At 68.1% G+C, this 12,259-nt stretch carries 11 protein-coding genes; 8 read left to right on the plus strand and 3 right to left on the minus strand.

Translation table 11 applies throughout. The features are described 5' to 3' along the window. The first annotated feature begins 47 nt into the window (after positions 1-47). The 6 genes from FQ137_RS07675 (at position 48) to FQ137_RS07700 (ending at position 4,334) form a co-directional block, all read left to right on the plus strand. Complete coding sequence (locus FQ137_RS07675) at positions 48-965, plus strand: alpha/beta fold hydrolase (RefSeq protein ID WP_149291866.1); 918 nt, start codon at positions 48-50, stop codon at positions 963-965. Between the two features lie 180 nt (positions 966-1,145). Beyond that, positions 1,146-1,529 carry a thioredoxin gene (trxA, locus tag FQ137_RS07680; RefSeq protein WP_149291867.1) on the plus strand — a complete coding sequence of 128 codons (384 nt, stop codon included), beginning with the start codon at positions 1,146-1,148 and terminating at the stop codon, positions 1,527-1,529. A gap of 158 nt (positions 1,530-1,687) precedes the next feature. Beyond that, on the plus strand, positions 1,688-2,809 hold the full coding sequence (locus FQ137_RS07685) for an NDMA-dependent alcohol dehydrogenase (RefSeq protein ID WP_149291868.1): 1,122 nt from the start codon (positions 1,688-1,690) through the stop codon (positions 2,807-2,809). 145 nt (positions 2,810-2,954) lie between these two features. Beyond that, positions 2,955-3,221, plus strand: a complete 267-nt coding sequence (locus FQ137_RS07690) for a metal-sensitive transcriptional regulator (RefSeq protein ID WP_149291869.1) — start codon at positions 2,955-2,957, stop codon at positions 3,219-3,221. A gap of 89 nt (positions 3,222-3,310) precedes the next feature. Continuing rightward, complete coding sequence (locus FQ137_RS07695; RefSeq protein ID WP_149291870.1) at positions 3,311-3,697, plus strand: DUF302 domain-containing protein; 387 nt, start codon at positions 3,311-3,313, stop codon at positions 3,695-3,697. Between the two features lie 13 nt (positions 3,698-3,710). Next, positions 3,711-4,334, plus strand: coding sequence for a DUF1707 domain-containing protein (locus FQ137_RS07700; RefSeq protein WP_149291871.1), 624 nt, complete (start codon positions 3,711-3,713; stop codon positions 4,332-4,334). A 64-nt stretch (positions 4,335-4,398) separates the two neighbouring features. On the opposite strand, the gene FQ137_RS07705 is transcribed toward FQ137_RS07700, so the two are convergent. Genes FQ137_RS07705 through FQ137_RS07715 form a run of 3 tightly spaced genes read right to left on the minus strand, consistent with a single transcriptional unit; the run spans position 4,399 to position 6,477 of the window. Further along, a complete protein-coding gene (locus FQ137_RS07705; RefSeq protein ID WP_149291872.1) occupies positions 4,399-4,899 on the minus strand; it encodes a dihydrofolate reductase in 501 nt (166 codons plus the stop codon). 13 nt (positions 4,900-4,912) lie between these two features. Beyond that, on the minus strand, positions 4,913-5,713 hold the full coding sequence (locus FQ137_RS07710; RefSeq protein WP_149291873.1) for a thymidylate synthase: 801 nt from the start codon (positions 5,711-5,713) through the stop codon (positions 4,913-4,915). Continuing rightward, complete coding sequence (locus tag FQ137_RS07715) at positions 5,710-6,477, minus strand: 3'(2'),5'-bisphosphate nucleotidase CysQ (RefSeq protein ID WP_149291874.1); 768 nt, start codon at positions 6,475-6,477, stop codon at positions 5,710-5,712. The genes FQ137_RS07710 and FQ137_RS07715 overlap by 4 nt, the downstream gene beginning before the upstream one ends. Before the next feature lie 66 nt (positions 6,478-6,543). On the opposite strand from FQ137_RS07715, the gene FQ137_RS07720 reads away from it, so the two are divergent. Further along, positions 6,544-11,256 carry an ATP-dependent helicase gene (locus tag FQ137_RS07720; protein WP_149291875.1) on the plus strand — a complete coding sequence of 1,571 codons (4,713 nt, stop codon included), beginning with the start codon at positions 6,544-6,546 and terminating at the stop codon, positions 11,254-11,256. An 88-nt stretch (positions 11,257-11,344) separates the two neighbouring features. Further along, a complete protein-coding gene (locus tag FQ137_RS07725; protein ID WP_149291876.1) occupies positions 11,345-12,256 on the plus strand; it encodes a cation diffusion facilitator family transporter in 912 nt (303 codons plus the stop codon). Positions 12,257-12,259: the final 3 nt, after the last annotated feature.

Genomic DNA, 12,259 nt, shown 5'->3' on the forward strand with positions numbered 1-12,259 from the left:
GAACACGTTCCACCGATGGGGTGGGCGGCAGCCCGGGAGGCCCGTACATGTCGACTACCGAGACGATCTGCGAACCGCAGCAGTTCACGGTCGAACGCGATGGCGGCGTCACCCTGGTCGGCGAGGTGTGGGACCCGGTGAGCCCGGCCGGGGAGGCGCTCGACCCGGTCGAGGAGATCCTCATGCTGCACGGGGGCGCCCAGACCCGGCACGCGTGGAGCCGCGCCGCTCGGCGCCTGTCGGGGGTGGGGTACAGGGTCACCGCGATGGACGCCCGCGGTCACGGTGACAGCGACTGGGATCCTGACGGCGACTACGACATTCACCGTCTGGCCGCGGACCTCGAGGCGATCGTCGCCGAGCGGTTCGTCACGCGACGCCCGGTGATCGTCGGGGCCTCCCTCGGCGGGATGACCGCGATGCTCTCCCTGGGTAGCGGCAAGGACGTCGCGCGCGCACTCGTCTTGGTGGACGTCACCCCGAAACTCGAGGCCGAGGGCGTCGAGCGGGTCGGGGAGTTTATGCGGTCGGGCTTCGACGGCTTCGCCAGTCTGGAGGAGGCTTCCGACGCGATCGCGGCCTACCAGCCGCAGCGTAAGCGACCGCAGAACCCCGAGGGCCTGCGAAAAAACCTGAGGCTGCGGGAAGACGGACGATGGCACTGGCACTGGGACCCCAGGTTCGCCAGCGGCGCCTCGGCCCAGAGTGCTGATGTGGGCACCGCATTCTTCGAGAACCTCGTCCCGCACATCACCCAACCGACACTGCTCATCCGGGGCTCGGCGTCGGACATCGTGAGCGACGAGTCCGTGCGGCACCTGCTCGAGTTGCTACCGCACGCGTACACGATGGAGGTGCCCGACGCCGGGCACATGGTCGCGGGAGACGACAACGCAGTGTTCCTTGACCAGCTCGAGACCTTCCTCGCCGAGGTGCTCGGGTCGCCGCCGCGCGAGGAGGTGTGACGACGGGGATGTCCGGGGAATAACCCGCTCACTCCGACGTTGTCCCTGATTACGCGGGCTGTCATACCCCGAAGGGTATCGATTGCTGCGGAATGTCGTCGCCGGCGCGGGCTGTCCGTAGGCTGGCGGCGAAACGAGACGGGACGAGAGCCGCCCCGTCCGCGCTAGGAGGGCATTCGCATGAGCACCGTCGACATCACGACCGCTGAGTTCGAGAAGACCGTCACCGAGAACGACATCGTCCTGGTGGACTTCTGGGCCGAGTGGTGTGGTCCGTGCAAGGCGTTCGGTCCGGTCTTCGAGAAGGTCTCGGGTAAGAACCCCGAGGTGACCTTCGCCAAGGTGGACACTGACGCCGAGCAGCAGCTGGGAGCGATGCTGCAAATCCAGTCCATCCCGACGCTCATGGCGTTCCGCGAGGGGATCGCGGTGTTCCGCCACTCGGGTGCGATCCCGGAGCAGGCGCTTGACGACCTCGTCGAGCAGATCAAGGGACTCGACATGGATGAGGTCCGAAAGGCTGTAGAGGACGCTCAGGCACAGCAGGGCGACGCACAGTCCTGACCTGCGGGGCGGCGCGTACTCCTCCGGGGAGCGCCACCCGCGGCGGGGCCCACTGGAACAGGTTCTGGTAACCACCCCACAGGGTCACTTCATGGGGCTAAAGTAGCTAGAACACGTTCCAGTGACGGGTCTATCCCGTCGCGCCCGGAGGGAGTTCAATGAAGACCAAGGCCGCCATTGCCCGAGAGCTCGGCAAGCCGTTCGAGATCGTCGAAGCCGAGCTGGACGGACCCAACTTCGGCGAGGTGCTCGTCAAGTGGAAGGTTGCCGGACTGTGCCATTCCGACCTGCACATCACCAGTGGTGACCTCCCGGGGCGGCTTCCGCTCGTCGGTGGGCATGAGGGTGCGGGCGTCGTCGAGGCCGTCGGTGAGGGCGTCACGCACGTCCAGCCGGGGGACCACGTCGTGGGCTCCTTCATCCCCGCCTGTGGCAGGTGTCCCGCGTGTGCGCGCGGAATGTCGAACCTGTGTGACGACGGGCTCAACGGCACCATCGGCGAGATGGCCGACGGTCGCTACCCGTTCACGCTGAGCAACGGTGAGACCGCCGGTGCGATGTGCACCCTGGGCACGTTTTCGCAGTACACGGTCGCCAACATGAACTCGGTCGTCAAGATCCAGGACTGGATCCCGTTCGAGGTCGCGGCGCTGGTGGGCTGTGGCGTCACCACGGGCTGGGGTTCGGCCGTCTACTCCGCCGACGTCAAGGCCGGCGACACCGTCGTGGTCTTCGGTGTCGGCGGGATCGGTATCAACGCCGTCCAGGGGGCCAAGCACGCTGGTGCCCGCTTCATTCTCGCGATCGACACCGACGAGTCCAAGCTGGCCAAGGCCAAGGAGTTCGGCGCCACTCACGTCTATACGGATGTCGAGCAGGCTAAGGCGGAGCTTCCGGGCCTGACGTGGGGGCTCATGGCGGAGAAGGCCATCATCACCATCGGCGTCGCTGACGCAAAGGTGACTTCGGACGCGGTCGATATGGTCGGCAAGCGCGGCGTCGTCGTGCTCACCTCGATGGGTGGGCTCGACAACACCTCCATCTCGCTGACGGGCCTGTTCGTGTCCCAGTACGAGAAGAGCATCAAGGGCTCTCTCTTCGGCTCGGCCAACGCGTTCTATGACATCCCCAACATCCTGCGACTGTGGGACGAGAAGCAGCTCAAGCTGGACGAGCTGATCACGCACCGTTTCACCCTCGACCAGGTCAACGAGGGCTACGAGATCATGGAGAAGGGCGGCGAGGGCATGGTCCGAGGGATCATCGTCCACGACGACTGACCTTGGTGGGGCTGGCAGCGCGGCCAGCCGACAGTCGCAGAAAGATACCCCCGTGGGTACACTGGACTCATCCGGTGGACCCACGGGGGTTTCGCGTCAGCCCGACTGCCACCGATACCAACAGTGATCCATGAAAGGTGCGCAGATGGCAGAGTCAGAGCCCAGGCAGCAGGTACTCAACAGGTTGCGTCGAGCGCGGGGTCAGCTCAATGCCGTGATCGACATGGTCGAGCAGGAACGCTCGTGCAAGGAGATCGTGACCCAGCTCGCGGCGGTGTCCAAGGCGCTTGATCGCGCGGGATTCAAGATCATCAGTGAGAACATTCAGGAGTGCATCGTCCGCGACGGCGAACCCGGCGAGGACGGGGTCGACTTGGCCGAGCTCGAGAAGCTGTTCCTCTCGCTGGCCTGACCGACCGGCCTGCCGCGTGGCAGGCTGGGGACAGTAGCGACTAGACCCGACCAATCAGGTATGACCGACGAGACACGGAGGTGGTCGACATGGACGTCGGAATCGGCACGTTCACCGAGATGGAGTTCGACGAGGCGGTGGAGGCGACCAGGGCAGCGCTGGCGGACCGCGGATTCGGGATCCTCCATGAGATCGATCTGACAGCCACCCTGAAGACCAAGATCGACAAGGACATCGAGCGGGTCCTCATCCTCGGCGCCTGCAACCCGGGATTTGCGGGGAAGGCCTTCGACGTGAGCAAGGACGTCGCGCTGATGATTCCGTGCAACGTGGTCGTCCGCGAGTCGGGAGGTGGGTGTGTGATCGAGGCGCAGAACCCGGACCTCCTCTCGCAGGTCATCTCGGGGGGCCTCCAGGATCTCGCCGACGAGTTGTCCGCCGAGATGCGCGGGATGATGAAGGACCTCACTCGCTGAGTAATCTGGGGGTATGAATCCGCAGCAGTTCAGCGACCCCAGAACCCTGGCGCAGCGGCGACTCGAGGCGATGGTGGGTCGAGGCGAGTTGTCGCTCTCCGAGTTCTCGGACCGCGCAGCCAAGATCTGGGCCGCGACCTGCCCCGCCGAACTCGAGGTGGCGCTGAGCGGGCTACCCGCCGCCGATCCTGGCCTCGCCGGGCAGAATCGCCCGGGGCAGGCGCGCCCGCCGGCCACCCGTCCCGACAGCGCGATCACGGTGGACGACGGTCAGAGGAAGACCTCCGTCCTCGACACGATCAAGCGTGAAGGCCGCTGGATCCTTCCGGACGACTACCGCTTGACGTCCTGGATCGGCGAGATCTACCTCGACGCCCGCGAGGCCGTGGTCGACCGCCCTCGGACGCATCTTCGGTTGGACCTGTGGGGCGCCAACGCCAAGATCCTCCTCCCGCCCGGAGTGTCCGTGGCGATCACGGGCAACCGGACCATGAGCGACCTGAAGATCGACGAAGGACGTTACAACATCAGCGGCGGTCCGCACCTGGACATCGAGATCAACGGGTTCATGGCCAGCGCGAAGATCAAGATCCTCGCAGCGGGGGAGAAGATCCCCAAGACGTGGAAATGGTTCTAACGGGCGCAGATCAGGCACGGCGCCAATTCCGGCGCGGTGGCCCTGCCGGTTCAGCCCTGCCAGTTCAACCCTGCCGTCGACGCCACACGGTGTGCCGGTGCCGCACCTCGCCGTCGTGCCCGGTGACCCGGCTTCGTGGATCGGTGATCCACGCGCCGACCTCGACCAGCTCCCACGCCTCATCGAGTACGGGCGCCAGTACGGTCCCGGGAGCGTCGACGTCGATCTCGGTGACTAGGCACTCGTCCGCCGCACTCAGCGCGGCGTTGTAGACCTGACCGCCGCCCATGACGACCGCATCTGGGCCGGCCATCTCGAGCGCGAGCTCCACCGACCCGGCCCGCTCGGCGCCGTCTTCCGACCATTCAGGGTCGCGAGTACACACGATGTTGCGGCGACCGGGCAGCGGTCGGAACCGCTCCGGCAGCGAGTCCCACGTCGCTCGTCCCATCACCACAGGGAGGCCGGTGGTGGCCTGCTTGAAAAACGCGAGATCTTCAGGGATGTGCCACGGCATGTCCCGGCCGTCACCGATCACCCCGCCGTGGGCCTGCGCCCACACCATTCGCACCTGCAACTCAGACCGCGACGGGGGCTTTGATGCCCGGGTGGTGGTCGTAGCCGACGATCTCGAAGTCCTCGAAGGTGTAATCGAAGACCGAGTCTGCCCGACGCAACCTCAGCTCGGGGTAGGGGTACGGCTCGCGGGACAGCTGCGTGCGGACTTGGTCGACGTGGTTGTCGTAGATATGACAGTCGCCGCCGGTCCAGATGAACTCACCCACCTCGAGCCCTACCTGCTGCGCCACCATGTGAGTGAGAAGTGAGTAGGACGCGATGTTGAACGGGACGCCCAGAAAGAGGTCGGCACTGCGCTGGTAGAGCTGGCAGCTGAGCTTGCCGTCGGCGACGTAGAACTGGAACAGCAGGTGGCAGGGCGGCAAAGCCATGTCCGACAACTCGCTGACGTTCCACGCCGAGACGATGTTGCGGCGCGAGTCCGGGTCAGTTCTCAATAGTTCGACTGCCGATGCGATCTGGTCGATGTGTGCGCCGTCGGGGGTGGGCCACGAGCGCCACTGCACGCCGTAAACCGGCCCGAGCTCGCCGTTGGCATCCGCCCACTCATCCCAGATGGTCACACCGTTCTCGCGCAGCCACCCGACGTTGGAGTCACCACGGAGGAACCACAACAGTTCGTACGCCACGGACTTGAAGTGCACGCGCTTGGTGGTGACCAGCGGGAATCCCTGCGCGAGGTCGTAGCGCAACTGGTGGCCGAACAGGCTCCGCGTGCCCGTGCCCGTGCGGTCCGACTTCGGGGTGCCCTGTTCCAGGACGAGCCGGAGCAGATCCTCGTACGGGGTGGGGACGGTCATGGGGCGGAGTCTACTGAATCCGCGCGCCCGAGCTTCGCCGCAGCCGCGTCGATCACCCTCTCGGCGAGCTCCGGTCGGCACACGAGGATGTCGGGGGAGTAGGTGTTGGGTTTGTTGAACTGGATCGGCGAACCATCGATCCGGGATGCGTGCAGGCCCGAGGCGAGGGCGACCCCCACCGGGGCGGCCTGGTCCCACTCGTTCTGCCCGCCGGCGTGGAGATAGACGTCGGCGTCACCGAGCAGCACGGACAGCATCTTGGCGCCGGCCGACCCCATCGGCTGCACGCGGAGCCCGAGCGTGTCGGCGACCTCGTGTACCCCGGCGGGCGGGTTGTTACGGCTGATCACCATTGCTCCGGAGCTCGGCCCGTCAACGTAGTCGACCTGGTCGGACCGGAATACCCGGCCCGCGTCCGGCAGCCCGACGGAAGCGATGGTGGGCCGGCCGTCAACGACGAGTGCGACGTGCACCGACCAGTCGGAGCGGCCGGTGGAGAACTCCTTGGTCCCGTCGATGACATCGATGATCCACACCCGCGACTTCTCCAGCCGACTCAGGTCGTCCGAAACGCCCTCCGAGAGCGTCCCGTCGTCCGGGCGGTGCACGGCCAGCACGTCATCGGTCCAAGTCTGGGCGACCTCGTTGGCCACGTGCGCCAGCGACCGTCCGTGCAGCAGCCCGCCTGCGCGGGTGCCCCGGACGATGTCCCCGATCCCGGTCGCGAGATGGTAGGCCAGATCGTGGTCGTTGAAGTCGCGCATGCCCACACTCTACGGAGTGGGACGCGCATCACGGCACCTGTCGTACCGGTGCGACATCATGAGTTCATGTCCGACGCCCTGGACCGGTTCCACCCGGCCACAGTCTCCTGGTTCAGGGGCGCGTTCGGCGCGCCCACCGCCGCGCAGGAGGGCGCGTGGGCAGCGCTCGCCGGCGGCGCGCACACCCTGGTCGTGGCGCCCACAGGCTCGGGCAAGACGCTGTCGGCGTTTCTCGCCGCGCTGGACGAACTGCTCCTGGGCCCGGTCGAATCCGATCCGGGGGTCGGCACCGGGAGACTCCGCGCGTCCGGGCCGGGCACGCGGGTCCTGTACATCTCTCCACTCAAGGCACTGGCGGTGGACGTCGAGCGAAACCTCCGGGCGCCGCTCGCGGGGATCGCCCGGGAGGCCGCGGCACTAAACACAGAGACTGCGGACGTGACCGTCGGGATCCGGACCGGCGACACCCCGCCCGACGAGCGGCGCCGCCAGCGCGCGAAGCCGCCGCACGTCCTGGTAACCACTCCGGAATCGCTGTTCCTGCTGCTCACCTCGGCCGCCCGCGAAACCTTGACGGGCGTGGACACGGTCATCATCGACGAGATCCACGCGGTGGCCGGCAGCAAACGTGGCGCACACCTCGCGCTGAGCTTGGAGCGTCTGGACGAGTTGCTCGACAGACCTGCACAGCGGGTGGGCCTCTCGGCGACGGTTAGGCCGCACTCGGAGGTGGCACGTTTCTTGGCGGGAGAGCGCCCGGTCACCGTAGTGGCGCCGCGCTCGGACAAAAGCTTCGAGTTGTCCGTCCGCGTCCCGGTGGAGGACATGGCGGACCTGTCTTCGGCGACGACAGAGGTGTCAGCACCCCCGGGCACGCCGGGGCAGGGGTCGATCTGGCCGCACGTCGAACGGCAGGTGGTTGACCTGGTCACCGCGCACCGCTCGACGATCGTGTTCGTCAACTCACGCAGACTGGCCGAGCGGCTCACCGCCCGTCTCAACGAGATTTATGCCGAGGACACCAATCCCGGCTCGCTGCCCGTCCCGCCGGCCCGGCCACCGGCGCAGTTGATGGTGCCGTCGGAGGTCTCACGGGGCGCGCCACCGGAATTGGCGATGGCCCACCACGGGTCGGTATCCAAGGAGCGCCGCGCGCTCATCGAGGACGCGTTGAAGTCGGGCAGGCTCCGAGCGGTAGTGGCTACCTCGTCGCTCGAGCTGGGCATCGACATGGGGGCGGTGGACCTGGTGGTGCAGGTGGAATCTCCGCCGTCGGTGGCCTCGGGGCTGCAGCGCGTCGGTCGCGCCGGTCACCAGGTCGGTGAGATCTCTCGTGCGGTGGTGTTCCCCAAGCACCGCGCTGATCTGGTGCACAGTGCAGTGACCGTCGAGCGGATGCTCGCCGGTGCGATCGAGGAACTCTCGGTTGTCGCCAACCCCCTCGACGTCCTGGCGCAGCAGACGGTCGCGGCGTGCGCACTCGAGGCCATCGACGTAGAGGAATGGTTCTCGGCTGTCCGGCGTACCGCTCCCTACGCGGGCCTGCCACGATCGGCCTTCGAGGCCACGCTCGACATGCTCGCGGGCAAGTATCCGTCGGCGGATTTCGCAGAGTTGCGGCCGCGACTGGTCTGGGACCGCGATGCGGGCACTCTCACCGGCCGCCCGGGGGCCCAACGTCTGGCCGTCACGTCGGGCGGCACCATTCCGGACCGCGGACTGTTCGGGGTGTTCATGGTGGGGGAGAAAGCCACCCGTGTCGGCGAGTTGGACGAGGAGATGGTCTACGAGTCGCGTGTGGGGGACGTGTTCGCACTCGGCGCCTCGAGTTGGCGTGTCGAGGAGATCACTCACGACCGCGTCATGGTCAGTCCCGCACCCGGGGGTACGGGGCGGCTGCCGTTCTGGCTCGGCGACGACCAGGGGAGGCCCGCCGAGCTCGGTCGCGCGTTGGGTGGCTTCTTGCGCGAAGTGGCGGGTGGCACGGACTCCGAAGTCACTGCGCGGCTCGACAGCGCCGGTCTGGACGAGAACGCCGCGGCGAACCTCCGACGCTTCCTGGCGGAGCAGCGCGAGGCGACCGGTCACGTGCCCAGTGACACCACCCTTGTTGTGGAGCGTTTCCGCGACGAGGTCGGGGACTGGCGGGTGGTGCTCCACTCGCCGTTCGGCGCGCGGGTGCACTGGCCGTGGGCGGAGGCGGTGCGTGCTCGTCTGGCCGCCGCGCACGGGTTCGATGCGGTGCCGGTGGTATCAGACGACGGCATCATCCTCCGGGTCCCGGACATGGGCGACGACGGCGAGTCCGGCTCGCGACCGGGAGCGGAGACGTTCGCGATCGGTGCCGAGGAGGCGGTGGATCTGGTCACCCGGCATGTGGGCGGGTCCGCGCTCTTCGCCTCCCGCTTCCGTGAGTGTTCGGCGCGAGCTCTGCTGTTCCCCCGGATCGACCCGGGTCGGAGGGCGCCGTTGTGGCAGCAGCGCCAGAAGTCCGCGCAGTTGCTCGACGTCGCGCGCCAGTACCCAGATTTCCCCATGATCCTCGAGGCGGTGCGCGAGTGCCTGCAGGACGTCTACGACGTCCCCGCTCTCGAGCGGCTGTTGACCGAGATCGAGTCTCGGACCGTGCGGATCATCGAGGTGGACACGCCCAGCGCGTCGCCTTTCGCGCAGTCGCTGTTGTTCGACTACGTCGGCGCGTTCCTCTACGAGGGTGACTCACCGCTGGCCGAGAAGCGGGCCGCGGCCCTCGCGATCGACCCGTCGCTGCTCGGGCAGCTCCTCGGACGTGTCGAGTTGCGCGAACTGCTCGACACCGACGTGCTGGACTCGATCGAACGGCGGCTGCAGCACCTCGAAGCCGATCGCGCCGCCCGCGACGCCGAGGCGGTGGTGGACCTCCTGCGGCTCCTCGGTCCGCTCACAGTGGAAGAAGTAGCCGCGCGTTCCGCCGACCCCGATGCGGTCCCCGAGTGGCTCGCCTCGTTGGCAGCGGCCTGGCGTGTCGTCACCGTCGAGCATGCTGGCCGGACGTGGTGGGCCGGCGTCGAGGACGTGGCCAGGCTGCGTGATGGTCTGGGAGTGCCCCCACCGCCCGGAGTGCCGTCGGCGTTCCTCGGCGACGTCGACGACCCGCTCGGAGAACTCGTCCGGCGTTACGCGCGCACACACGGGCCGTTCACCGTCGACGCCGTCGCCGAACGATTCGGGCTCGGGGTGGCAGTCGCTCGCGGCGTCCTCGATCGGCTCACCTCCTCCAGCGTGCTGCTCGCCGGCGAATTCCGCCCGAACGCGACCGGACCGGAGTGGTGCGACGCCGAGGTACTGCGTCACATTCGCCGCCGCTCGCTGGCCGCCCTGCGTTCCCAGATCGAACCGGTCTCGCACTCCGCGCTGGGCCGCTTCCTGCCCGGCTGGCAGAGCCTCGGCTCCGGCGCCGAGTCCGGTGTAGACGGGGTGCTCGCTGTGATCGAGCAGCTCGACGGCGTCGCCCTGCCCGCCTCCGCGGTCGAGCCGCTGATCCTGGCGCCGCGTGTGGCGGACTACTCCCCAGCGATGCTCGACGAACTTCTCGCCGGGGGAGAGGTCATCTGGAGCGGGCGCGGACGAGCCGGTTCGCGTGACGGCTGGATCTCCCTGCACCCTGCGGATTCGGCTGGTGCGACCCTGCCGCTGGAACGACCGCAGCCGGAGGGACCTGTCCAACTCGCCGTCGTCGACTCCCTGCGCGGCGGTGCCCTGTTCTTCCGCGACATCGTCGCCAGGGTGAAGGTTGCGACCGCCCCCACCGACGCTGCGGCCACCGCACCCCCCGACGCCGCACCCCCCGACGCTGCGCCCATCATCACTGAGGCGGCGGTTCGCGATGCGCTGTGGGACCTGGTGTGGGACGGCGTGGTCACCAACGACACCCTCGCCCCGCTGCGAGCGGTACTCGCCGGCGGCGGCTCCTCAGGGTCGGGGACTGCGCACCGCTCGCCCAGGTCCTCCGCCCGACCGCGTCGGGCCCGGATGGGCAGGACCACCATGGCCCAATTGAACGGCGCGGTCGCCGCGGGGACGAGGACGCCGCCCATACTCGCTGGTCGCTGGTCGCTGGTGCCTGAGCCGGTCACCGACGCGACCCTGCGCGCCTATGCCTGGGCCGAGACGCTGCTTCTTCGGCACGGCGTGGTCACCCGGGGCGCGGTGGAGGCCGAGGAGATCCCTGGCGGGTTCGCAGCTGTGTACAAGGTGCTGGCGCAGATGGAGGACTCGGGGCGCTGCCGGCGGGGGTATTTCGTCGACGGCCTCGGCGCTGCACAGTTCGCCGCCGGCAACACCATCGATCGGCTGCGGACCTTCGACGACACCGCAGATGACGACCACTGGCCGTCCGGAACGGACGAACCCACCGTTCGTGTCCTCGCCGCGACCGACCCCGCCAACCCTTACGGGGCGGCCCTGCCCTGGCCTGCCGGACGCACGACCGGTGAAGGGACCGGGAACGGATCCGGACACCGCCCCGGCCGAAAGGCAGGAGCCCTGGTGGTACTGGTCGACGGCGTGTGCGTGCTGTTCGTCGAACGCGGGGGGCGGACCATCCTGATCCTCGACGGCCGCGCCGGAGCTGTCCCGCTCGCCGCGGCCGCACTCGCCGACAGTGTGAAGTCGGGCGCGGTCGGCCCACTCACCGTCACCACCCTCGGTGGCGAACCCGTGCACGCGTCCCCCCATGCAGCGTCGTTCGAGAATGCGGGTTTCGGTATCACTCCCAAGGGACTGCGTATACGGCGCTAGTCAGACAACAGGGCTAGCGCCCCGCCTTGAGTCTGAGGCGGCGATTAGTTAGAATATGCGCATTAGTGCATGTGTCGAGAGGGGTCGTATGGGTGCTGGTCACAGTCACATTCGACCGTCCGCGCACGCTGGCGGGCGGCACCGGGCGCGGCTCGCGATCGCGTTCGCGCTGACAGTGGCGTTCTTCGTCGTGGAACTGGTCGCGGGGCTGATTTCCGGGTCCCTCGCCCTGCTCTCCGACGCCGGCCATATGGGCGCGGATGTGGTCGCACTCGGCGCCGCCCTGCTGGCGACGATGGTCGCCACCCGCCCCGACGGGACCGGCCGCCGGACCTTCGGCCGCTACCGCGCGGAGATCTTCGCCTCCGGGCTTGCGGTGCTCATCATGCTCGGCATGGGTGTGTACGTCCTGATCGAGGCAGTCGGCAGGCTTGGCTCCGACGCCCCCGTTGCCACCGGGACGATGCTGGTCGTCGGCGCGCTGGGGCTCGTCATCAACTTGATCTCCCTGCTGTTGTTGCGCAGCGGTTCCAGCGAGAGCCTGGCAGTGCGCGGCGCGTACCTCGAGGTCCTCGCCGACGCGGCAGGGTCCGTCGGGGTAATCGTGGCGGCCCTGCTCATGCGGGCGACCGGGTCGACGGCGTGGGACCTGGTGGTCGCGGTCACAATCGCCGTGTTCATCGTTGTCCGGGCGGTGATGCTCGGACGGCAGGTGCTCGCCGTCCTGGCCCAGCACGCTCCCGCCGGCGTCGACCCAGTGGAGGTGGAGGCCCAGCTCAGGGCCTTGCGTGATGTCGAGGAGGTTCACGACCTGCACCTGTGGACGCTGACCTCGGGAATGGACGTGGGTACCGTGCACCTGGTGGTCGACCCGGGTGCCGATCATGCAGAGGTTCTCGGTGACGCTCGTCGCGTCCTGCTGGAACGGCACGGGGTCGAGCACGTGACAGTGCAGATCGAGACTGCCGGGGTCGTCGGTTGCCGCGAACTGGGGTGGTGAACC

It is taken from the genome of Dietzia sp. ANT_WB102 (genome assembly GCF_008369165.1).
Taxonomy (GTDB): domain Bacteria; phylum Actinomycetota; class Actinomycetes; order Mycobacteriales; family Mycobacteriaceae; genus Dietzia.

Bases quoted from the DNA above. Each gene is read 5' to 3' on its own strand.
- FQ137_RS07675 (WP_149291866.1), top strand. From the start codon at position 48: ATGTCGACTACCGAGACGATCTGCGAACCGCAGCAGTTCACGGTCGAA.
- trxA (WP_149291867.1), top strand. From the start codon at position 1,146: ATGAGCACCGTCGACATCACGACCGCTGAGTTCGAGAAGACCGTCACC.
- FQ137_RS07685 (WP_149291868.1), top strand. From the start codon at position 1,688: ATGAAGACCAAGGCCGCCATTGCCCGAGAGCTCGGCAAGCCGTTCGAG.
- FQ137_RS07690 (WP_149291869.1), top strand. From the start codon at position 2,955: ATGGCAGAGTCAGAGCCCAGGCAGCAGGTACTCAACAGGTTGCGTCGA.
- FQ137_RS07695 (WP_149291870.1), top strand. From the start codon at position 3,311: ATGGACGTCGGAATCGGCACGTTCACCGAGATGGAGTTCGACGAGGCG.
- FQ137_RS07700 (WP_149291871.1), top strand. From the start codon at position 3,711: ATGAATCCGCAGCAGTTCAGCGACCCCAGAACCCTGGCGCAGCGGCGA.
- FQ137_RS07705 (WP_149291872.1), bottom strand. From the start codon at position 4,899: ATGGTGTGGGCGCAGGCCCACGGCGGGGTGATCGGTGACGGCCGGGAC.
- FQ137_RS07710 (WP_149291873.1), bottom strand. From the start codon at position 5,713: ATGACCGTCCCCACCCCGTACGAGGATCTGCTCCGGCTCGTCCTGGAA.
- FQ137_RS07715 (WP_149291874.1), bottom strand. From the start codon at position 6,477: ATGCGCGACTTCAACGACCACGATCTGGCCTACCATCTCGCGACCGGG.
- FQ137_RS07720 (WP_149291875.1), top strand. From the start codon at position 6,544: ATGTCCGACGCCCTGGACCGGTTCCACCCGGCCACAGTCTCCTGGTTC.
- FQ137_RS07725 (WP_149291876.1), top strand. From the start codon at position 11,345: ATGGGTGCTGGTCACAGTCACATTCGACCGTCCGCGCACGCTGGCGGG.